The 22,474-nt window shown below is 67.5% G+C and carries 17 protein-coding genes and 1 pseudogene; 7 read left to right on the forward strand and 11 right to left on the reverse strand.

Going from position 1 to position 22,474, the window contains the following annotated elements:
• Complete coding sequence (locus Q0379_RS18830; protein ID WP_299015190.1) at positions 1–918, forward strand: MBL fold metallo-hydrolase; 918 nt, start codon at positions 1–3, stop codon at positions 916–918.
• Between the two features lie 23 nt (positions 919–941).
• Here Q0379_RS18830 and Q0379_RS18835 read toward each other — a convergent pair whose 3' ends face one another.
• Both Q0379_RS18835 and Q0379_RS18840 read right to left on the reverse strand, forming a co-directional pair.
• Complete coding sequence (locus tag Q0379_RS18835; protein ID WP_299015192.1) at positions 942–1,490, reverse strand: hypothetical protein; 549 nt, start codon at positions 1,488–1,490, stop codon at positions 942–944.
• A complete protein-coding gene (locus Q0379_RS18840; protein ID WP_299015195.1) occupies positions 1,490–2,221 on the reverse strand; it encodes a 2OG-Fe(II) oxygenase family protein in 732 nt (243 codons plus the stop codon). Before Q0379_RS18840 ends, Q0379_RS18835 begins: the two co-directional genes overlap by 1 nt.
• A gap of 588 nt (positions 2,222–2,809) precedes the next feature.
• Here Q0379_RS18840 and Q0379_RS18845 point away from each other — a divergent pair.
• Positions 2,810–5,737: a TonB-dependent receptor gene (locus tag Q0379_RS18845; protein WP_299015198.1), complete on the forward strand. Its 2,928-nt coding sequence runs from the start codon at positions 2,810–2,812 to the stop codon at positions 5,735–5,737.
• A 131-nt stretch (positions 5,738–5,868) separates the two neighbouring features.
• On the opposite strand, the gene Q0379_RS18850 is transcribed toward Q0379_RS18845, so the two are convergent.
• A complete protein-coding gene (locus Q0379_RS18850; RefSeq protein ID WP_299015201.1) occupies positions 5,869–7,362 on the reverse strand; it encodes a putative 2OG-Fe(II) oxygenase in 1,494 nt (497 codons plus the stop codon).
• Positions 7,363–7,533: 171 nt separating this feature from the next.
• Here Q0379_RS18850 and Q0379_RS18855 point away from each other — a divergent pair, with 171 nt between their 5' ends.
• The 4 genes and pseudogenes from Q0379_RS18855 to Q0379_RS18870 form a co-directional block, all read left to right on the forward strand.
• Positions 7,534–8,781 (forward strand): histidine-type phosphatase, encoded by a 1,248-nt coding sequence (locus Q0379_RS18855; protein ID WP_299015203.1) that lies wholly within the window; start codon positions 7,534–7,536, stop codon positions 8,779–8,781.
• A gap of 200 nt (positions 8,782–8,981) precedes the next feature.
• Positions 8,982–10,229, forward strand: coding sequence for an MFS transporter (locus tag Q0379_RS18860; protein WP_299015206.1), 1,248 nt, complete (start codon positions 8,982–8,984; stop codon positions 10,227–10,229).
• 3 nt (positions 10,230–10,232) lie between these two features.
• Entirely contained in the window at positions 10,233–12,647 is a 2,415-nt protein-coding gene (locus Q0379_RS18865; protein ID WP_299015208.1) for a TIM-barrel domain-containing protein, read from the forward strand.
• Between the two features lie 7 nt (positions 12,648–12,654).
• A pseudogene (locus Q0379_RS18870) lies at positions 12,655–12,735 on the forward strand (hypothetical protein); the annotation flags it as partial.
• Between the two features lie 42 nt (positions 12,736–12,777).
• Here the strand turns inward: Q0379_RS18870 and Q0379_RS18875 are convergent.
• From Q0379_RS18875 to Q0379_RS18885, 3 genes are all read right to left on the reverse strand, one after another.
• Entirely contained in the window at positions 12,778–13,710 is a 933-nt protein-coding gene (locus tag Q0379_RS18875; protein WP_299015211.1) for an alpha/beta hydrolase, read from the reverse strand.
• 82 nt (positions 13,711–13,792) lie between these two features.
• Positions 13,793–16,138, reverse strand: coding sequence for a TonB-dependent receptor (locus tag Q0379_RS18880; protein ID WP_299015216.1), 2,346 nt, complete (start codon positions 16,136–16,138; stop codon positions 13,793–13,795).
• Between the two features lie 44 nt (positions 16,139–16,182).
• Positions 16,183–17,727: a glycerol-3-phosphate dehydrogenase gene (locus Q0379_RS18885; RefSeq protein ID WP_299015219.1), complete on the reverse strand. Its 1,545-nt coding sequence runs from the start codon at positions 17,725–17,727 to the stop codon at positions 16,183–16,185.
• Positions 17,728–17,896: 169 nt separating this feature from the next.
• Between Q0379_RS18885 and Q0379_RS18890 the strand changes: the two genes are divergently transcribed.
• On the forward strand, positions 17,897–18,667 hold the full coding sequence (locus tag Q0379_RS18890) for a DeoR/GlpR family DNA-binding transcription regulator (protein WP_299015222.1): 771 nt from the start codon (positions 17,897–17,899) through the stop codon (positions 18,665–18,667).
• A 10-nt stretch (positions 18,668–18,677) separates the two neighbouring features.
• Here the strand turns inward: Q0379_RS18890 and Q0379_RS18895 are convergent, their stop codons facing one another.
• The 5 genes from Q0379_RS18895 to Q0379_RS18915 all read right to left on the reverse strand — a co-directional run bounded on the left by Q0379_RS18895 (position 18,678) and on the right by Q0379_RS18915 (position 22,446).
• Positions 18,678–19,316, reverse strand: a complete 639-nt coding sequence (locus Q0379_RS18895) for a ChrR family anti-sigma-E factor (protein ID WP_299015225.1) — start codon at positions 19,314–19,316, stop codon at positions 18,678–18,680.
• Entirely contained in the window at positions 19,313–19,876 is a 564-nt protein-coding gene (locus tag Q0379_RS18900) for a sigma-70 family RNA polymerase sigma factor (protein ID WP_299015228.1), read from the reverse strand. Before Q0379_RS18900 ends, Q0379_RS18895 begins: the two co-directional genes overlap by 4 nt.
• A gap of 81 nt (positions 19,877–19,957) precedes the next feature.
• A complete protein-coding gene (locus tag Q0379_RS18905) occupies positions 19,958–20,734 on the reverse strand; it encodes a DUF1365 family protein (protein WP_299015272.1) in 777 nt (258 codons plus the stop codon).
• A 2-nt stretch (positions 20,735–20,736) separates the two neighbouring features.
• Positions 20,737–22,101: an FAD-dependent oxidoreductase gene (locus tag Q0379_RS18910; RefSeq protein ID WP_299015231.1), complete on the reverse strand. Its 1,365-nt coding sequence runs from the start codon at positions 22,099–22,101 to the stop codon at positions 20,737–20,739.
• Positions 22,102–22,206: 105 nt separating this feature from the next.
• A complete protein-coding gene (locus Q0379_RS18915; RefSeq protein WP_299015234.1) occupies positions 22,207–22,446 on the reverse strand; it encodes a hypothetical protein in 240 nt (79 codons plus the stop codon).
• Positions 22,447–22,474 lie beyond the last annotated feature (28 nt).

Raw genomic sequence — 22,474 nt, forward strand, 5'->3', positions numbered from 1 at the left:
ATGCCGCTTCAGGACGCCGCCCTCGAGACCGCCGCCGCGCTTGTCGACGGCGCGGTGAAGCCCGAGGTGCGAGCCTTCTTCGATCCCGCCACGTTCACCGTATCCTACGTCGTGAAGGACCCGGGGTCCGACGCTTGCGCGATCATCGACAGCGTACTGGATTTCGACCCGGCGTCGGGGCGGACCAGCCGCGCCAGCGCCGACAAGATCATCGACTACGTCCAGAGCAGGCGCTTGCGTGTGGCTTGGATCCTCGAGACCCACGCGCACGCGGACCATCTGTCCGCCGCGCCGTATCTTCAAGCCAAGCTCGGCGGGAAGATCGCGATCGGCGCTCACATCGTCGCCGTGCAGCGCGTGTTCGGCGGGCTGTTCGGCCTCGGGGCGGATTTCGAAGCCAACGGACGCCAGTTCGATAAGCTGTTCGAAGACGGCGAGCGGTTCGAGATCGGCGACATGGAGGCCGTCGTGCTGCATACGCCGGGGCATACGCCGGCCTGCGTCAGCTACGTCATCGGCGACGCCGTCTTCGTGGGCGACACCCTGTTCATGCCCGACTACGGCTCGGCCCGTTGCGACTTTCCGGGCGGCGACGCGGCGACCCTGTACGCCTCGGTTCGCCGTTTGCTCGCCTTGCCGCCCCAGACGCGGATGTTTCTTTGCCACGACTACCTGCCGCCGACGCGCGAGGAGTTTCGCTGGGAAACCACCGTCGCCGAGCAGCGCGCCCACAATATCCATCTCCACGACGGCGTCAGCGAAGGCGAGTTCGTGGGCAAGCGACGCGCTCGCGACGCGACCTTGCCCATGCCCCGCCTGATCCTGCCGTCCGTGCAGGTGAATATCCGCGCCGGCCGACTTCCCGAGCCGGAGGCGAATGGCGTCCGCTATCTGAAGCTGCCGATCGACGCTGTCTGACCTGTTCTTGGTCGGGCAGGCTGTCAGCGCGCCGCGGCGGCTTCGCTGCGACGCACGCGCATGGCCGGCTGCGAGCCGATCTTCATCATATAGCTTCCCATGGCGGCCTTGCGGATCTCGACGGTCGCGCCAGGCTTGGGCGGCTTGCCAAGGCTCTGGTCGTCGATCTGACGCCAGACCGCGCCGTCTTCCAGGGTCATGACGAGGCGTCCCTCGGCGTCCAGGCGAGCCGTCTTGATCACGGCCTGCAGCGTTTCGGTTTCGGCCTTGTCGGCGCCGCGATCCAGGATCGACAAGGTCGGGAGATTCAGCCCGAACGCCTGGCGCCGCGCGGCGCGGGCCGACCTCTTGTCGATGATGATGACGTCGCCCGTCTCTTGCGCCTTGGTGACCGACTGGGCGGCCTTATCGTAGCAGGTCAGCCGCTCGCCATCGGCCTTGATCGCGCTACAGGCCTTCAGCGCCTTGATCACGTCGGGCTCGGGCGCCGTCTGAGCCAGGGCGCTGTTTGCCGTCAGGGCTAGGGCGAGTGCGCTCAGGAGGACGGGGCGGGTCATGATCGTGTTTCCCATCAGCCGACCTCCTTGCCGCCCAAGAGCCAGCCCGTCAGCGACAGTCGCTTGGCCTCGGCGTAGCTGGCGACCTGCGCCACCGAGTGGGCGGTCGGCACCTTGAACAAGGTCAGCACATTGAAGCCGGGCGCAAGACCGCGGGTGACGTTTCCTTCGGCGTCGTGGAACAGCAGCTGACCGCCCCAGTCCGGCCGCCAGCGTCGCGTGAAGCCCAGGGTGAAGGCGGCCAGGCGATGGTCCTTGCGGTGGCTGTCGTCATGCACGGTCAGGAAGTCGCCGGGACGATAGTAGGATGCTTGGACCCGAACGCCGGTCACTTCCCGTGCGCCGATCACGCGACCGCCCAAATCCAGGAATTCGCGGCTCTCCAGGAGCTCGGTCGCGCGATGGATCGGCGCTTCTGGGCCGCGAGGATATTCGTCCTGCAGCGCGTACGACATGTGCACGAAGGAGAATGTTTTGCCGGCGCGTCGGATGGCGCCTTGCAGGAACTGGCGAACCTGGGCCTCGCCGAATTTCTTGATGACGTCGGGGCTGATCACCAGGGTCTCGCCCGTCTCGTCCGGCGCGACGATGTTCCAGGTGAGCGGCTCCAGCAGTCCCGCCACGGCCTCGGCGTCATCCGGCGCGAGGAACACCGGAATCTGGACGTAACCCTCCTGCGCGAACCGCGCGGCGAACGTGTCGATCGGCAGATCGGAATTGATTCTCAGGGGTGGATGCAGGGCCATTCGAACTCGGACACGCGACGCAAGGACGGCATCAATCTGCCGACGCTATATTCAAGCGATGCTTCTTCTTCTAGCGCAACCGCTCGGTGTGCTTTTCAGCCTTAAATATGGGCGCTTAAAACAACCTCGGCCTAATCTTTAGGCTTTGCATTGTATTGCGACGCCCTGGTACCGATACCGCTGATCGCGCAACGGCGTTCTTGATGGAATTGTGTCGCTTTCCGGTTGCCCTATCAGAGTGTTAATTGCCCGAAAATCGATATCAAAGACATCGCTTTACTGGGAAGAGTTTTGATGAATATCAATAAATTCTAGCATGAACTTTGTGTAATGTTTCGATTTTGTAATGGAATCGTTGTGTCCATCTTGCTGAAATTGATGGGTTTTTATAGCCGCAAAGTCGCGCTGCGCGCGATAATGTGTCGCATTTGAGACACTGGCGTAGATTTCTTGCTTCAAGGGCGCGGGTCGCGGTTGACCCGACGCGGCGGACACCGCCTCCATGCCCCCAATGCCCGGTTCCTGGAGGGTCGGGGGGGAGCGCTCGCCATTGATCCGCGATGGCCGCGCAAGTTTTTGGAGGTGGAATTGCTAGGTATTGTTAGCCGTCGAAAGAGCCTGCTGGCGTCTTCGATCCTTTGCGGCGTCGTGCTGCCGGCCGTTGGCGCCTGGGCGCAACAGACGTCGACGGAAGAGCCGGCTCAGGTTGAGGAAATCGTCGTCACCGGTTCGCGCATCGCGCGTCCCGATCTGACGTCCTCGAGCCCGATCGCCCAAGTTGGCGCGGCTGAACTGAAGCAGTCGGGCGTCGTCAACACCGAAAACCTGCTGAACACCCTGCCGCAAGCGGTCCCGGGCATCACCTCGACCGTCAACAACGGCAGCAACGGCACCGCCACCGTCAACCTGCGCGGCCTGGGCTCGAACCGCACCCTGGTGCTGGTCGACGGCAAGCGCCAGACCCCGACCACCCAGACCGGCACCGTCGACCTGAACCTGATCCCGCCGGCGCTGATCAAGCGCATCGACGTCGTGTCCGGCGGCGGCTCGGCCGTCTACGGTTCGGACGCGATCTCGGGCGTCGTCAACTTCACGCTGAAGACCGACTTCGAAGGCCTGGAATTCTCGACCGGCTATTCGAAGACCGACAATGGCGAAGCGCCGATCTATTCGGCCGACCTGACGATGGGCGCCAACTTCGCCGATCGTAGGGGCAATGTCGTTCTGAGCCTGGGCTACAACAAGCGCGAAGCGCTGACCCAAGGCCAGCGTGGCGGCATGCTGAACACGGCCTGGGGCGACAACGCCACCAAGACCGGCTTTGTCCCCTCGGGTTCGGGCTCCAACGAGCCGGGCCGCGTCGATCCCTTCGTGTCGGGCAAGTTCATCACCCTGCCGGGCGTCACCAACAGCGCCGCCAACTCGGCCCTGTTCCTGACCGATGGCAATGTGCGCCTCTACAGCAGCGCCACCGACACCTACAACTTCGCCCCGGTCAACTACGTCCAGACGCCGCAAGAGCGCTTCTCGGTCACGTCGCTGGCGAACTATGAAATCAAGCCGGGCCTGCGCGCCTACGCCAAGGGCAACTTCGTCAACAGCCAGGTGACCACCCAGCTGGCCCCGACGCCCATCGGCAGCCGCACCTTCCGGTTCACGCTGGACAACAACCCGTTCCTGACGGCGGCCGCCAAGACCGCGCTGAACAGCCTCGGGTCATCGACGGCTTACACGATCCCGGCGTCGAGCTCCTGGACCGCGGGCACGTTCACCGACGTCGATACGGATGGCGATGGCCTGTACGACACCGTCACCGGCAGCTTCAACCGCCGCCTGACGGAAGTCGGTCCGCGCATCTCGAAGTTCAACTTCTACGGCTACCAGATGCAACTGGGCCTGAAGGGCGACATCGACGCGATCAACGGCGGCTTCGACGTTTACTACCAGTACGGCAACACCCACGGCACCAACACGCTGCTGGGCGACACCAGCCTGGCCCGCATCCAGCAGGCCCTGCTGCTGAACGCCGCCGGCACCGGCTGCGCCGACCCGTCGAACGGCTGCGTGCCGATCAACCTATTCGGCCAAGGCAATATTTCGAAGGCCGCCGCCGAGTTCATCAAGACCCGCATCACCGCGGCCCAGGACTACGAGCAACAGTACGGCGGCTTCACCATCAACGGCGACACGGAGAAACTCTTCTCGCTGCCGGCCGGCCCGATCGGCTTCGCCATCGGCGGCGAATACCGCGCTGAAGAGTTCGACTACAGCCCCAGCCAGGACCTGGCGGCGGGCAACGTCACCGGCTTCAACGCCAGCCCGCCCGTCAAGGGCCGTTTCGACGTCTATGAAGCCTACGGCGAACTGCTGGTTCCGATCCTGAAGGACCTGCCGTTCGTCAAGTCTCTGGACCTGGAACTGGCCGGCCGTACGTCGGACTACACCGGCCAGCCGCACCCGGCGAAGACCTACAAGGTCGCCGGTTCGTGGAAGGTCTATGACGACCTGATGCTGCGCGCTTCGTACAACAAGGCGATCCGCGCTCCGTCGATCGGCGATCTGTACGCGCCGCAATCGAACGGCTTCCCGACCGCCACCGACCCCTGCTCGTCGCGTGGCGCCCCGACCGCCGCCATCCGTCAGGCCTGTATCAATTCGGGCGTTGCGGCGAGCGTCGTCGGTCTGATCAACGCCAACCAGCAGACCCAGACCCTGTCGGGCGGCAACCCGAACCTGCGTCCGGAAGCGGGCAAGACGTTCACGGCCGGCTTCACCTACCAGCCCTCGTGGCTGTCGGGCTTCTCGCTGACCGCCGACTACTTCGACATCAAGATCACCGATGCGATCGCCAGCTTCGGCGGCAGCGCCTCGAACGTGATGAACGTCTGCTACGGCTCGCTGGTCAACGGCAACCCGAACTCGCCGTACTGCCAAGCCATCCGGCGCCTGCCCAATGGTTCGATCGACTACATCTCGCTGACCGCGCAGAACGTGGCCTCGATCAAGACCTCGGGCCTGGACATCAGCGTCACCTATCGCACCACGCTTGAAAAGCTTGGCCTGCCGGACTGGGGTTCGCTCGCGTTCCGTTCGCTCTACACCAACACGTGGGAGTGGACGAATACGCCGGACGAAATCTCGGCTCCGATCAAGTGCGCCGACAAGTTCGGCACGCGCTGCGGCAACCCGACCCCGCGCCACAAGCTGCGCAGCACGGTGAACTGGACCATGAACCAGTTCGGCGTGAACCTGGTCTGGAACCACCTGGACGACGTGCTGGATGACAACCCCGCCAGCACCTACACCGTCGAGCGCATCGGCGCGAAGAACTACATCGACCTGTCGGGCGACTGGAATGTCACCGACAGCCTGGCCTTCACGGCCGGTGTTCGTAACCTGACCCAGGAAGCCTATCCGATCCTGGGCGGCAACGCCTCGCCGTCGAACAGCGGTTACCCCGCGACCTACGACGTGCTGGGCCGGACGTTCTTCCTGAACGCCCGCCTGCGCTACTGATCGAGACTTGAGCGCCTCCCCATCGCCTTCGGCGACGGGGAGGTTGCTCGCGACTGGCTCGATAGGAAGCCCGCCTCGTTCATTCGGGGCGGGCTTTGCTTTTGCTGTTGCTCAGGGCGACTGGAGAGGCCTCAGCGGGGGATCACGTCGAAGGCGACCGTCAGCCGATGGCCTGTGTCCGAGAAGGGCCGCGTTCCATGCCATAGACATGAGGGGAACAGGGCCAGAGTCCCACGCTCCGGCCTGATGAAGTGCTCGGCCTCGAGCGCCGGCTCGGTCAGGCATCCGGGACGCCCGAACTGAAGCCATCCGGCCCGCGTGGTCTCGTCGTCGAAACGCCCGGGCAGATCCAGATAGAAGGCCGAGGAAATCCAGCCGCGCGGGTGGACGTGGTCCGCATGGAATCCGGCCGATTTCAGGCGCACCGACCAGCCGCCCGCGAAGGCGAAGTCCTGGGTTCGGCGGCGACGGATCGGATCCTGCCCCGCGCCCAGCGCCTCGACATAACGGCTCACGGCCTTGCGCGCGGACTCGAAAAACGCGCGCACCAAGGGATCCTGCGAGCGGTCCAGCGACGGGACCTGGGTGCCGCCCCGCAGCGATTGGTGCAGCGGATGGGTCGTCAGGTCGTGCAGCTCCAGGAGCCGATCGCGCAGGGCGTCCAGGAACGCATCCAGACTTGGCCAGCCGTCGGGCGTGTCCAGCCGGTCCGTGCGCACCAGGGCGCCGTAGTCTCGGAAAGGCGCGCCGCGCGGATCGTCCAGAATTCGCCAGGCGGTGTTGCGCAGCACCAGGGCGTACTGATCGTCCGGCGCGGCCGCGACCATCTCCTCGGCGACCCGCGCCGCGGTGTCGGCCCCGCCGTTGGCCAGCAGCGCCTCGCAGAGGACGGCGCGCGTCTCGCCGGCCTGCGGGGCGCGTCGGTGCGCTTCCTGGGCGTGGCGCAGCATCCGGGCGCGGTCTCCCCGGGCCCCGGCCGACCGCGCCGCGGCGATCCTGACCAGAAGATCGTCGGGCGCCCTGGCCAAGGCGTCCTCCAGCGTGGCGTCGGCGCCAGCGTGGTCGCCGGCGAAGGTCAGCACCGCGCCGCGGATCATGCGCAGGTTCGCGGCGGTCGGTTGGCGAGCGATGGTTTGATCCAGACGCGCCAGGGCGGCGTCTGTCCGACCGGTGCGCATCCAGCGCAGCTGGGCCAGCTCCAGGTGCGCGGTGGCGTCGGCGGGGCGGGCGGCGAGGGCGGCTTCGAAGGCCTGTTCCGCCTCGTCGTAGCGGTGCAAGCCTTGCAAGGCCTTGCCCAGCACCAACCGCACCTCGGGAACGTCGAGTCCCAAGGCGAGGGTTCTGCGCGCGGCGGCCTCGGCGTCGGCGTGCAAGGTCAGGTCGCCCAAGGTGGCCGCCAGGTTGTACCAGGCGAAGCGATCGCCGGGCGCGACGGTGGCGGCGCGGCGGTTGAAGGTCAGCGCCTCGTCCGTTCGCCCGACGGCCTTCAGCGCGGCGGCGTGGGCCATCAACAGGCTTGGCGGCGCGTGGTGCGCCTGGGCGTGATGGCTCGTCAGGCGCAGGGCGTCGGCGGCTCTGCCGCTGTCGATGAGCGTCCAGGCCTGGTTGGTCAGAGAATCTTTCATGACGCGCCGCTGCTGTGTCCGATGCTTGTTTGTCTCCGCCGGAAGCGAACCACAACAGCCAAGCCTTGGCCGCCTCCGTTGGGGACGACGACGGCCTCGACTCTTGTCACGATCATGTCGCGCATGGCGCCTAGACACATGGGTTCGATATCGGCGGTTGGGGAACGGACGATGGGGCTTCGAAACGCGGGCGTGGCGGCTTTGAGCCTATTGGCGCTGTCGAGCGCGGGCGTCGCGCAAGCCGCGTCGGCGGGCGGCCCGACCGAAGGCCTGAAGCTCGAGCGCGTGGCGATGATGATGCGTCATGGCATCCGCCCGTCGACCAAGGCCGCGGCGACGCCCGCGGGCACGACCGCTCAACCCTGGGTCGGCTGGAGCTCGCCCTATGGCGAATTGACGCCTCGGGGAGGGGAGGGCGCGCGGCTGATGGGCGTCTATTACCGCGCTTTCCTGAGCGGCCGCGGCCTGCTGCCGCGTGACGGCTGCGCGGCCGGGGGCGACGTGATCGCCTTGGCCAGCAGCAAGCAGCGGGCGATCAAGACCGCCGAACTGTTCGTCGAGGGTCTGCAGCCGGGGTGCGGCGTGAAGGTCGATCGTCCGGACAGCGAAGACAACGACCTGATCTTCCACCCGTCCGAAGGCATCGACGGCGATATCGCCCTGCAAGCCGCCCTGCGCCAGAAGCCGGGCCTCGCGGCCGAGCCGCGGCTGCGCGCCGCTGAGTTCGCCGTGTTGCAACGCGTGTTGGGCTGCGATCCGGTCACCAAGGCCGGCTGCGACATCGCCAAGAAGCCGTCGCATCTCGAAGCCGCCAAGAACGACACGCCCGAGCTGGAGGGCGCCCTGTCGGTCGCCTCGACGGGCGGCCAGACGGTTCTGCTCCAATATCTTGAGGGCAAGCCGATGAGCGAGGTCGGCTGGGGGCGCGCCTCCAAGGCCGATATTCAGGCGATGCTGCGGTTCCATACCTTGAAATTCCACTACGAACTCGGCGCGCCGTATGTCGCCGAGCGCTACGCCGCCCCGGTCGCCCAGAAGATTCTCGACGCCCTGAGCGGCGACCAAGGGCCGAAGGTGACGATGCTGGTCGGTCACGACTCCAATATCGCCGCCTTGCGCGGCTTCCTCGGCGTGGAGTTCACCGCGGCCGATTATCCGCGCAACGACCCGCCCCCCGGCGGCGCCATGGGCTTCGAGCTTCTGAAGGCCGCGAGCGGCGAACGCTACGTCCGGGCGTTCTATACGGCCCAAACCATGGACCAGCTGCGCGAGCTCCAGCCGCTCACCTTCAGCAATCCGCCGTCGTTCTCGTACATCCAAATTCCCGGGTGCCGCGTCGCGGGCGAGCCGACGCTCTGTCCGCTGGAAACCTTCCAGAAGATGGTCGGCGGGAAGCTAAAGAACCTGCCCACGCGCTGACCTTACCGAGCCTGCGAGAAGGACGGCGGCCTGCCCGCGGGTCGCCGAGCCTTCCGTGTGGGCGATCCAAAATTGGTCTTACCACTCTTTGGAAATTGACAGGCCAATCTGCATTGGCCATGGATGAAGCGGGGTGACAGCGACCGGCGCCGGCAAAGGCCCGTCGCCCAGAATAAGAATAAAAAAGGGTAGGACGAACAATGACCTGGCGCTCGGCGCGGTTGCGCATCCTCCTGCTGGTGATCGTCGGCACGATCATCAACTACATCGCGCGCAACTCCCTGGGCGTGCTGGCCCCGCAGTTGAAGCAAGACCTTCACATCACGACGGAGCAGTACAGCTACATCGTCGGCGCCTTCCAGCTGGCCTACACCGTCATGCAGCCGATCGCGGGCCTGCTGATCGACAAGATCGGGCTGACGGCGGGCTTTGCTTTGTTCGCCCTGGCCTGGAGCGTGTCCAACATGCTGCACGGCGCGGCCAAGGGCTGGTTCTCCCTGGCCGCTTTCCGCGGCCTGCTCGGCATGGCCGAAGCGGCCGCGATCCCCGCCGGCATGAAGTCGATCGGCGAGTGGTTCCCTGACCGCGAGCGTTCGGTCGCGGTGGGCTGGTTCAACGCCGGCACCTCGTTGGGCGCGGTGATCGCGCCGATCCTGGTCGCCCTGGTCGCCAAACATTGGGGCTGGCAAGCGGCGTTCTTTGTCACGGGCCTGATCGGCGTGGTCTTCGCCGGAGTCTGGTTCCGCTACTACCGCTCGCCCGCCAAGGCGGCCTACGTCTCTCCCGCCGAGCGCGCCGAGATCGAGCAGGGCCAGCGCCCGGTGGTCGCCAGCGCCACGACCCTGAAGGCGATCGCCGCCACGCCCCGCTTCTGGGCCATCGCCGTGCCGCGCTTCCTGGCCGAGCCGGCCTGGCAGACCTTCTCGTTCTGGATCCCGCTGTACCTCGCCAAGGAGCGAGGCATGGACCTGACCCACATCGCCCTGTTCGCCTGGATGCCGTTCCTGGCCGCCGACGCCGGCGGCATCCTGGGCGGCTACCTCGCGCCGTTCCTGCAGAAGTGGCGGGGCATGACCCTGGAGGGCTCGCGGATCGCCGGCGTCGCCCTGGGCGCGGTGCTGATGATCGCGCCGGGCTTCGTCGGCCTGGTCGGCCATCCGATGGCGGCGATCGCCCTCCTGGCCATCGGCGGTTTCGCCCACCAGGTGATCTCGGTGCTGATCAACACCCTGTCGGCGGACGTCTTCCCCAAGGGCGACATCGCCAAGGCCAACGGCCTGGTCGGCATGGCCGGCTGGACCGGCGGCCTGCTGTTCTCATTGGCGATCGGCCAACTGGCCGACAGGATCGGTTTCGCCCCGCTGTTCGCCTGCCTGGGCGTCTTCGACCTGATCGGCGCGATCTGGCTGTTCGCCATGCGCCGCCATCTCATCGTGAAGGAGGCCTGAGCCATGCGCAAAGCCACCCTGGCCCAGCCGCCGCTTTTCGCCCTGGCCGAGCGCGACGGTCCGCGCGTCACCCTGCGCGCCGATACCGGCGCCGTGGCGCATGTCTTCGTGCTGGAGGAGGACATCGTCCGCGTCCTGCTGCTGGCCGAAGGCGCGGTGACCTCGCCGCCCAGCTGGGCCGTGGCGCCCGGACAGGCGGACATCGCCGAACCAGGCCGTGACCGTCTGGACGTCTCGGGCTTTTCCGCGCCGGCCTTCACGCTGGAGGAGAGCGGCGAGGTCCTGACGCTGTCCACCGCGCGCCTGCGCCTGGAGATCACGCTGAACGGCTTCTTCTGCCGCTGGTCCCAGTCAACGCCGAGCGGCTGGCGCGTCATCGCCGAGGATCGCCCGACCCAGGCCTATAACTTCGGCTGGTGGGACGAAGGCGTCTATCACTACGTCAAGCGGGCGCCGGGCGAGCGCTATTACGGCCTAGGCGAGCGGGCCGGGGCGATGGACCGCGCCGGGCGGCGCTTCCGCCTGACCAATCTCGACCCGATGGGCTACGACGCCTCGGCCGACGATCCGCTGTACAAGTCTATCCCCTATGTCCTGGTTGTCGACGCCGAGGGCGCGGCGCACGGCGTGTTCTACGACACCACGGCCGACCCGGTGTTCGACTTCGGCCACGAGCACGACAACTACCATCCGCACTACCGCTACATGCGGGCGGCCAGCGGCGACCTCGACTACTACATGATCGCCGGCCCGGACGCCCGCGAGGTCACGCGGCGCTACACCTGGCTGACCGGGCGACCGGCGCTGATGCCGCGCTGGGCGGTCGGCTATTCCGGCTCGACCATGACCTATACCGACGCCCCGAACGCCCAGGAGCGGATGGGCGAGTTCATCGCGGGCGTCAGCCGTCACGACATCCCGTGCGAGTCCTTCCACCTGTCGTCCGGCTACACCTCGATCGGCGACCGGCGCTACGTCTTCCACTGGAACCGGGACAAGTTCCCGGACGTCGAGGGCTTCGTGCGCGGCTACGCCGAGGCCGGGGTCGAGCTGGTTCCGAACATCAAGCCGGCCCTGCTGGTCACCCATCCCCGCTACGCCGAGCTGGCGGCCAAGGGGTGGTTCGTCCGCGACACCGACGGCGATCCGATCGTCTGTCAGTTCTGGGACGAGGTCGGCAGCTATGTCGACTTCACCAACCCGGACGCGGCCGCCTGGTGGCGCGACCAGGTGACCGAGCAGCTGCTGGCCTATGGCATTCGCTCCACCTGGAACGACAACAACGAGTACGAGATCTGGGACCAGCGGGCGCGCATCGCCGGCTTCGGAAGCCCGCGCGCGGCGGCGGCCGAGCGCCCGGTCCAGACCCTCTTGATGATGCGCGCCAGCCGCGCGGCGCAGATCGCCTATCGTCCGGACGAGCGGCCCTATGTGGTCACCCGCAGCGGCATGGCCGGCATGCAGCGCTACGCCCAGACCTGGTCGGGCGACAACTACACGGCCTGGAAGACCCTGCGCTTCAATCAGAAGATGGGGCTGGGCATGGCGCTGTCGGGCGTCTCCAACACCGGCCACGACATCGGGGGGTTCGCCGGCCCCGCGCCCGAGCCCGAGCTGCTGCTGCGCTGGGTGCAGGCCGGGATCGTGATGCCGCGCTTCTCGATCCACAGCTGGAACACCGACGGCACCGTCAACGAGCCCTGGATGTATCCGGAGGTCACGCCCGCGATCGTCGGCATGATGAAGTTGCGGCGGGCCTTGCAGCCCCTTCTTCATGATCTGCTGTGGCGCCACCACGCTGACTACGAGCCCGTCACCCGGCCGCTGTGGCTGGACTTCCCGGAAGATCCCCGCGCTTGGGAGGACGGCGACGCCTATCTGCTGGGGCCGAACGTGCTGGTCGCGCCGGCGCTGGACCAGGGCGTCGATACGGTGCGCGCCTACCTGCCGGTTTACGCGACCTGGCGCGACCTGCGCGACGACAAGGCCTATGCGGGCGGGGTCGAGCACGACCTCGCCGCGCCGCTCAGCGGCCTGCCGCCGATGCTGGCGAAGGAGGGCTCGGGCGTGTTCGTCGATCTGGCGCCGGCTGGCTTCGCCGCGGCCAAGCCGCAGCCAGCGGTGTTGCTGTACCCGCCCGTCGCGGGCCGTATGACCTGGAGCGGTTTCGACGAGACCAACGCCGCGCCGCGCGATCCGGCGGAGCCGCAGGGGTGGACGCTGGAGGTCGAGGCCAGCGCCGAGCGCTTGGCGATCAACGCTGCCTGGACGGGGCCCACGCCTCCGCCCGCTGACGCTCTGCGGATCGTGTTGCCGCGCGACGAGACGCGGCGGATTTCGCTGAACGGCGCGATGGTCACCGCCGACCCTGGGTCGGTCCTTGGCGTCCAACGTCTCGTCGTCGGCTGGAAGCTCTAACCCCCACACCGCGTGTCATCCCGGCCGTAGCGAAGCGGAGAGCCGGGACCCAGGGGTAACCGCAGTGCGGCGGCCCCTGGGTCCCGGATAGCCTCTGCGAGGCTTCCGGGATGACACTGAAAAAGTAGCCTTACGGCGCGAACTTCATCGCCTTCAGCCACAGCGCGTACTGGTCGAACCAGGCGTCGCTGGTCGTGCCGTGGGGCTGCGAGGCGAAGCCGTGGCCGCCGGCGCTGTAGAGGTGCAGCTCCACCGACGCGCCCGAGGCGCGCCAGTTCTGGATCAGGCTGAAGTCCTGCGACCGGAAGAAGCGGTCGTCGGCCGCCAGGGCAGCGAACAGCGGCGGTGCGTTGGACGGAACGACGCTGGACTGTGTCGGGCCATAGATCATGCCCGCGAAGTCCGGGCGCGCGTCGGACGCGTTGGCCTGCAGCGCGCCCAGCACCGTCATCGCCCCGGCCGAGAAGCCGAGCACGCCGACGCGTTTCGGATCGACATGCCATTCGCCCGCGTGTTCGCGGACCGCGCGGATCGCCGCCTGGGCGTCGGCGACGGCGTAGGGCGCCTGCCGATCGCGCGCCTCGGCGCCTTCGCCGCGCTGGAAGGTTCCGGCCAGCGCGGCCTTGAAGCCGTCGAAGCTGTCGGGGAGGGGGATGGTCCGATACTTCAGGATGAAGACCCGCACGCCCAGCGGCGCCAGGCGCTTGGCGACGTCGTAGCCCTCGTTGTCCATCGCCAGGAACTGGAAGCCGCCGCCGGGGACCAGGATCACCGCCGGAGCATCCTTGTCTGCGGTCGGGCCGCCCGGCATCAGGGTCAGCGTCGGCTTGGAGACGTTGTAGACGAGGCGCTGCTTGGGATCCTGTCGGGCCCAGGCTTCGCGCGCCGGGTTCGCCAGCGGCGTCGCGACGGTCAGGGCGAAGGCCGGCGGCTCCTTCGGGGGCGCGATTGGCAAGACGCCGTTGACCCAGTCGCCCGGCGCGGCGTGGGCGCCCAGGGCCGCGAGACAGACCGACGCGCCGGCCATCAGGCCAAACAGGCGGCGGGAGAGGGCGTTATGCATACGGGGCTCCTGAAGCGCGGAGAAAAAAGGGGAGCAGGCCAAGCCCGCTCCCCATCGCAGAGGTTCGTCCGGGGAGGACGGCCTAGAACTTGGTTTCCACCTTGAGCCCGAAGTAGCGGTCGCTGTCGCGCGACAGCACCTGGGTCACGAAGTGGACGCCGTACGAGCCGAAGCCGTCGCCGATGCCGGTGACGAAGTGCTCGTTCAGCAGGTTGTTGACGAACAGGGTCGCCTTGACGTCGCCGCGCGCGACCGAGGCCGAGGCGTTGAGCACGCCATAGGCCTTCTGCTCGGCCAGCGGGTTGCCCAGCAGGTCGAAATTGACCTTGCTCTGGTACTGGTAGTTGACCGTGAAGACGCCCGTCAGATCGCTGGCCAGCTCACGCGTGACCGTGCCGCCCAGATTGACCTTGAACTTCGGGCTGTTGGGCAGCTGGGTGTTCGAGCGGTCCTGGACGTTGCCCAGGCCGACCGGATTGGTCGAGGGCGCGCAGCCCGTCCCCGTCTGGGCCTGGCCGGGATAGCAGGCCGCGTTCGGGAACGAGATCACCTTGGCGTCGGTATAGGCGGCCGAGGCGTCCAGGCGCAGCCACTCGACCGGCATGGCCTGGGCTTCGACCTCGAGGCCCTTGGTGCGCAGCTTGCCGACGTTGTTCAGCTTCTGCTGCAGGGCGCCGTTGATGTACTGCGACGACTGGGCCTGGAAGTTGTCGTAGTCGGTGTAGAAGGCCGCGACGTTCAGCTGGAGACGGTTGTCCAGGAAGCGGCTTTTCAGGCCCGCCTCGTAGGACTTCGACTTCTCGGGCTGCACCGGGTTCTGGGTGCGAAGCGGGGTGTAGCCGGACGAGATGTCGTAGGCGAAACCCTTATAGCCGGTGGCCGCGCTGGCGTAGACCGAGACGCGCGGCGCGAGCTCCTGGTTCAGCGACAGCTTCCAGGTGGCGACCGTGTCCTCGTTGCTGCCGGCGCAGAACTGGCTGCCCGCGCCGCAGGTGCCGATGCTGGTCGGCGAGACATAGACCGTCGCGTTGGAGAGCAGGTTGACGAAGCTGTCCTCGATCCGCTCGTTGTTGAGGCGCACCGCGCCGCTGACGGTGGTGTTGGTCGGGAACTTGTAGTCCACACCGGCGAAGGCCGCGACGCTGCGGGTGCTCTGCCAGCCGGTCCACTTGGCCAGGATCAGGGCCGGGCCGCGCTGGAAGTCGCGGGTAGTCTTGGCGTCGGCGTAGAAGGCGCCGACCACGTAGGACAGCGGGCCTTCGCCCTTGGACGTCAGGCGCACTTCCTGGGTGAACGAGGTCGAGTGATAGGGGCCGGAATTGCTCACCCCGAGACCCGGCGCGATCGGGGTGGTCACGTTCGGCGCGGTCCCGTTGACCGCCAGGTTGGTGCCGTCGACGTCGGCCGAGAAGTTATACTTCCAGTCCTGGTACGAGGTGACCGAGATCAGGTTCGCGAAGCCCAGGTCATAGGTCAGCTTGCCGCTGAAGCTGGCCTGCTTGTTCTCGGTGAAGCCGTCGTTGTCGACGCGAGTCTTGCGGTTGGCCGCGCCGGGCGTGATGCCGGCCAGGGCGGGCAGGATCGAGACGCCGTTGTACTTCGGAATGACCGGTGTGGTCGCGCCGGCCGGCAGGTAGTTCAGGTCAATGAAGCGCAGGGTGGCGGCCGTGCCGTCCGACTTGGACTTGGCGTAGGAGCCGTTTAGCGACAGCACCAGCTTGTCGGTCAGCTCGGTCCGCAGCTTGCCGCGCACGCCGTACGAGGTGTTGTCGTTCAGCTTGTGGCCGTTGGCCAGGTTGTCGACGTTGCCGTCCCAGTGATTGTAGTAGGCGCCCAGGCGGAAGCCGGTCTTGTCGCTGATCGGGCCCGAGATCGCGCCGTCGGCCTTGTAGCCGTTGTCGGTGGTCACCGTGGCCGAGGCCCGGCCGCTGAAGACGACCGACGGCTCCTGGGTGACGATATTGATCGCGCCGGCGCTGGCGTTCTTGCCAAACAGCGTGCCCTGCGGGCCGCGCAGCACTTCGATGCGCTCGACGTCGGTCAGGTTGTCGAAAGCCTGGGCCTGCTGGACGACCGGCACGTCGTCGATGATGACGGCCACCGAGGGCTCGACGCCGATCGAGAAGGCGTAAGTGCCGATGCCGCGCAGGATGATGGCGTTGTTCGGCGAGGCGGTGCTTTGGCTCAAGGTCAACGAGGCGGCCGCGCGGGTCAGGTCGGCGAACTCGTTGATGCGCTGGTTCTGAATCGTCTCGCCCGTCAGGGCGGTGACCGCCACCGGCACGCTCTGCAGGTTGGCCGAACGCTTGGTCGCCGTGACGACGATTTCCTCAAGGCCCGTGGTCTCGTTCTTGTCTTGCGCCGCCGCGAGGCTCGGCGCGGCCAGGACGCACGACGCCGCGCTCGCAAGCAGGATCAGCTTACGCATAATACCCTCCCTAAGTTGTTGATTTTTATTTTGTTGTGGACTGGCTAAACCGTTATTTCCGTCTGGTCAAGCCAATCTTGAGAAGTGGTCAAACAGCTCCCCGGGCGGCGCTTGCGGAGGTAGGCCTCCACGCGCGCGGCGCCATCGGGTGGCAGGTGCAGGCCCAGCTTGGTGCGTCGATAGAGGATGTCCTCGGCGGTGCGGGCCCACTCTATCGAGACGAGATAGTCGATCTCTGCGGCATAAAGTCCCGCGCCGAAGGCCTCGCCGAGATCGGCGAGGCTCCTGGCGTCGGCGGCGATCGCACGGGCCCGCGTCCCGTAGGATCGCGCCCAGCGTGCGGCCAGGTCTTCCGGAAGAAACGGGAACTCGGCGCGGAGCGCCCGGGCCAGGGCGGCGCGGTCGAGATCGGGCAGGTCGCCCCCCGGTAGGACGGCGCCTTGCGTCCAGGACGGACCCGCCTTGGGGAAAAACGACGCCAGGCGGCTCATCGCCTGATCCGCCAGGTGGCGATAGGTGGTGATCTTGCCGCCGAACACCGACAGCACCGGCGCCTCGCCGTTCGACGCATCGACCTCCAGGACATAGTCGCGGGTCACCGCCGAGGCGTTGTCGGCGTGGTCGTCGAACAGCGGGCGCACGCCCGCATAGCTCCAGACCACGTCGCTGGGCGCGATCGGGCGGGCGAAGTAGCGGTTGATGCTCGCGCAGAGATAATCGACCTCCTCGGCCGAGATCTTGGCCGGCCCGGGCGGCGCGTCCCACGCGACATCCGTCGTGCCGATCAGCGTGAACCGGTCCTCGTAGGGGATGGCGAAGACGATCCGGCGGTCCGGGTTCTGCAGCATGTAGGCCTGGTCGCCCTCGAACAGGCGCGGCACGACGATGTGGCTGCCCTTGATCAGGCGCGCGCCGCTTCCGGTCTTCACGTCCAAGGCGCCGGTCAGAACCTCCGAAACCCACGGGCCGGCGGCGTTGACGATCGCGCGGGCGCGGACCGTGCGCTCGGGGCCGTCGACGGGCTTCAGCCGCGCTTCCCAGGCCGCGCCCACCCTGCGGGCGGAGACCAGCTTGGTGCGGGTCTCGACCGTCGCGCCGCGCTCGTAGGCGTCCAGCGCGTTCAGGGTCACCAGCCGGGCGTCATCGACCCAGCAATCGGAATAGACGAAGGCCTTGCGATAGTCCGGTCGCAGCGACGCCCCTTCGGGCGCGCCTTTCAGGTTCAGGCCGCGCGAGCCCGGCAGCCGCTTGCGGCCGCCGAGGTGGTCGTAGAGGAACAGGCCCAGCCGCACCAGCCAGGCGGGACGGGTGGCGTGGGCGTGCGGCAGCACGAAACGCAGCGGCCAGATGATATGCGGCGCCATCGCCAGCAGCGTCTCGCGCTCCTCGAGCGCCTCGCGGACCAGCTTGAACTCATAATATTCGAGATAGCGCAGGCCGCCGTGCACCAGCTTGGTGCTGGCCGAAGACGTCGCGCTGGCCAGATCGTTCTGTTCGACCAGCAGCACCGACAGCCCGCGTCCCGCCGCGTCCCGGGCTATGCCCGCGCCGTTGACGCCCCCGCCGACCACCAGAAGGTCGAACTCCATCTCTGGCTCCTTATGCCTTTCGTGTGGTTAGCGTATTGCTTTCGAAGTCGCAATTTCGAAATTCAAAACGAAACCTAATGTGAAGAAGCGCGCGAGAAAGCGAAAGTTCCGAAAGGCGTGCTGGTCAAGGACGACGTCCACGCGCTAAGCGAGGATTGGAGGTGCGTTGATGGCTATCGAGGAGCGGCACGAGGCGATTCTCGCCCTCGCTCGGAAGAGCGGGCGGGTAACGGTCGAGGCTCTGTCCGACCAGCTTCAGGTCTCGCGCCAGACCATCCGCAAGGATCTCAACGACCTGTGCGACCAGGGCCTGCTGAACCGCGTGCACGGCGGCGCCGTCATCGGGGCGGGGGGAGTCGACAACCTGGAATACGAGGCGCGGCGCGTGCTGGCGCGCGAGGCCAAGGAGGCGATCGGCGCGGCCGCGGCGGCGCTGATCCCCGAGAAGGCTTCGCTGTTCATCAACATCGGCACGACGACCGAAGAGGTCGCCAAGGCGCTTCAAGGGCGCGCGGGCCTGCTGGTGATCACCAACAACCTCAACGTCGTCGATATCCTGGCGGCCTCGCCGGGGATCGAAGTCATCGTCGTCGGCGGGCGCGTGCGCAGCGCGGATCGCGCCTCTGTGGGCGCCTTCGCGGTCGACTTCATCCGCAACTTCAAGGTCGATTTCGCAATCATCGGCGCGTCGGCCATGGACGAGGATGGGTCGCTGCTCGACTTCGACATCAACGAGGTCCAGGTCTCGCAGACCATCATCCAGAGCTCGCGTCGCGTGATCCTGGTCGCCGACAGCCAGAAGCTGGGGCGTCCCGCGCCGGTGCGGATCGGTCACATCGGCGACGTCCACGTCTTCGTCACCGACCGGCTGGACAGCCCAGAGCTGGCGGCGAAGTGCGAGGTCGAGGGCGTGCGGGTGATCGAGGCGTCGCCCCGCTAAACAGCGCGTCCTAGAGCTTGACGAACGGCGCCAGCCACCGACCCAGGCGCCCGGGCAGCACGATCTGGCCGTCCAGCGCCGCGACGCACAGGCAAGGCTCGGGCGAGACCACGCGGGGCTGGTGCGTCACCTTCGGATCGGCTTCCTCGAAGTCGCCCTCGGCGAAGACGCCGTCCTCGGTGGCGTAGGCGCCGCTGATCACGCAGGTCAGCTCGACGCCGCCATGGGTGTGACGCGGCGCGCATTGGCCCGGCGCGATCCGCAGCAGGATCACGCGGCAGTCGCCATCGCGCGGTCCGATCACATTGCGCACATGCACGCCAGGGCCGACCCAGCGCCAGGGGCCCAGCGGCAGGTCGCGCAGGGGCGCGGGCAGGGACGGGTCAGCGGATTTCGGCGAAACCGGTGTCTCGATCTCGACCGGCGCGTCTAGCAGAGCCAGCGCCGCATCACGGGCGCCGGCGCCAAGCGCGATCGGTTCGGCGTCCTCGAGCAGGGCCCCGCCGACGGCGCGGCCCAGATCGGCCCAGGGACGCGTCTCGGGCTTCAGCGCCAGGTGCGTGGCGACGACCACGGCCTCGGGCGCGCTGAGGGTGCCGGCGGCGTAGGCCAGCAGCCGTTCTTCGCTGGGTTGGCGACGCAGGCTCATGCGGCGCCTCCGCCGTCGCGCTCGATGAAGGCGCGCAGTTTCATCATGCCGAAGCGGATCCGCGCCTTGACGGTTCCGAGGGGGACGCCCAGGGCCTGGGAGATCTGGGTGTGGGTTTGCTCGTGGAAGAAGGCCATCTCGATTGCTCGGGCTTGGTCCGGATTCAGGGTCCGCATCGCGGCCCTGACCAGTTCGGCGTCCTGGGCGCCGCTGAGGATTGCATCGGGCTGTTCGGGTTCGTCCGCGGCCAGCGCCAAGTCGGCGGCGTAGACGCTGGCGTCGCCGCGCCGCAGGCTGTCGATGCGCAGGTTGCGCGCGATGGTGAAGATCCAGGCGGCCGAGGAGGCGCGCTCCGGGTTGAACAGGTGCGCCTTCCGCCAGACGCTAAGCAGGGTCTCCTGCGCCAGTTCCTCGGCGGCGGCGGCTGGAGAGCCGCTGCGCATCAGCAGCGCCTTCACGCGCGGCGCGTAGTGGTCGAACAGCGTCGCGAAGGCCTCGCGGTCGCGATCGGTCGCGATCCGCAGCACGCAGTCGTCAAAGTCGCGCGACGTGGTCGTCACGGCGCGATGTCGAGAGCTGGGTTGGGCGGCCTGAGTCGCATGCATGTCCATGATACGCCGAATGGCTCTGTTTGGATGACTCTAGCTTTGGGGCGCGGCGCCGAGAGTGACGGGCTCGGGCGGCAGGGGCGGGCGGGGGCGCAGCCAGATGCCGCGTGCGACGATCCGGATCGCCTCCCAATGGATGCCCACGATGACCTTGAAACTGAGCAGCGGATGCTTCAGCCACGCCTTCAGCAGATTGGCGTCGGTGAGGCCGCGGCGCTCTCCGCCGAATCGCGCGGTCAGGACCGCGTCGTCGCCGCGACGGGCCGAGACGTTGACCACGACGGCCTCGCCTGGCGGGAGGATGTCGAAGTCGTAGGTCAGGTCCATGTCCATGAACGGCGAGACGAAGAAGCGCTTGGGCGCGCTCTGCCGCACCGGCGCGACGCCGGGCTCGGGCGCGGCGGCCAGATAGCTGTGGCGCTGGCCGAAGGTGTTGCGCACCTCGTAGAGGATCGCGGCCAACTCGCCGTCGGCCCGGTGGCAGAAGTACAGGCTCAGCGGATTGAAGCCGTAGCCCAGGATACGCGGCATGCAGAGCAGGCGCACGGGCCCGTCGGCTTCGATGCCCGCTTCGGCCAGGCGCGCGCGAGCATAGGCCTTCAGGTCGCCGCCCGAGCGGTCGCCGTGATCGGCGGCGCGGAACGACATCAGCCCGAACGGACCGAACTTCAGCACCCGCAGCCTGGCCGCCAGGCAGGACAGCTCGTCCAGGTCCAGCAGCAGCATGAAGATGCGATAGCGCAGGCGATGCGAGGCGGGCGAGAACCGCCGGTGCGTCACGACCCCCTCGTAGATCGCCGAGGCGCTCATCGTCACGCGGCCTGTTCCAGCCGTTGCGGCGCGCGCAGCGGGATGCGGCCGTTCTCGTCGGCCACGGTCCAGGGGCGGCGGACGCCACCCAGCTGCTCGGCCACGGCAAGGCCCGACTGCAAGCCGTCCTCGTGGAAGCCCGCGCCGAAATAGGCGCCGCAGAACCAGGTCCGACGCACGCCCTGCAGGCTCCAAAGATCGTTCTGCGCCGTCAGGGCGCCGGCGTCGAAGTGCGGATGTTCGAAGCTGCGGACCTGGCGGACCAGTTCCTCGCGCGGCGCGATATGCGGGTTCAGAGTCACGAACAGCGGCGGCGCGCCCTTCAGGCTCTGCAGGTGGTTCATCCAGTAGCTGACGCAGCCGCTGGCCGGATCGTCGCGCCGGCCCAGGTGGTTCCAGCTGGCCCAGGCCAGACGCCGGCGCGGCATCAGGCGCTTGTCCTGGTGCAGCACGACCTCGTTGGTCGTGTAGCGGAACGCGCTCAGCACCGAACGCTCGCGCGCGTCGGCGTCGGCCAGCAGCGACAGGGTGGTGGGCGCGTGGGTGGCGAACACCACGTGGTCGAAGGTGCTCTCGCCCCCATCGGCCTCGACGATCTTCACGCCGGCGTCGGAGCGCGTCACGGCCTTGATCCGCGCCGACAGGCGAACCTTTCCATTGAAGGCCGCGCCCAGGGCGTCGACATAGGCGCGGCTGCCGCCGTCCACCGTCCGCCAGGTGCGGCGGCCGACGAAGCGCAGCAGGTCGTGGTTCTCGAAGAAGCGGATGAAGGCCGCGGCGGGGTGCTCGCCGGCGCCCTCGATGGTCGCCGACCAGATCGCCGCCGCCATCGGCAGCAGGTGGTCCTGGCTGAGCGCCGCGCCGTAACCGTTGTCGCGCAGGTACTGGCTCAGGGAGACGACCGGGTCGAGCGTCGCCAGGTGTCCGGGCGCGGTGCGGTAGAAGCGGTTCAGGTCGCGCAGCATCGACCAAAAGCGCGGGCGCAGCAGCGCGCTGGGCTGGGCGAACAGCGAGGCCAGGCTCTTGCTGCCATACTCCAGGTCGCCGTCGTCCAGCGAGATGGCCAGCGACATGTCGGCGTGCTTGGTCGGCGTGCCCAGATGCCGGAACAGCGCCGTCAGGTTCGGATAGTTGAACTCGTTGTAGACGATGAAGCCCATGTCCACCGGGACGGGCCCCTTGGCAGTCTGGACCTCGACCGTGTGGGCGTGGCCGCCCAGGCGGTCGGCGGATTCGAACAGGGTGACGTCGTGACGTTGGCTCAGAAGCCAGGCGTTGGAGAGGCCCGAAATCCCGGCGCCGATCACGGCGATTCGCAGGGGAACGCCTTCAGGATTCGCCGGAAACTCTCCGTGCAAGGGCCTCATCGACGGTCTCCTGGAGTTCGGCGCAAAACGCGCGCTTGCTCCTAGCTACGGTGGAGGGCTCCGAGCGGATGCGTGTCCCCGGTGAAGTTTTTCGAGGCGGCGCCGCTACTGGGATGGCGGGGCCATAGCGTGGAGGGACGAGGCGCCGTCCCAGATCGTTCGGCCAACCCTGTCGCGGACGCGGATGCGCACCTCGATGTCGCCCTTGGCCACCAGCGCGTGGTCGCGCAGAATTTCGGAAAGCAGAAGAACCGCCTGGCGAACGGCGGTCGCATCGTCGTCCGCGATCAGGACCTCTTGGGTCTCGGCCGCGCCGCTCTTGATGTCGAAGTGGTAGGTCTTCATCCGCGCACCACGCACACTGTCGCCGGGC

It is taken from the genome of uncultured Caulobacter sp. (assembly GCF_937900395.1).
In the GTDB taxonomy this organism is placed as follows: Bacteria; Pseudomonadota; Alphaproteobacteria; order Caulobacterales; family Caulobacteraceae; genus Caulobacter.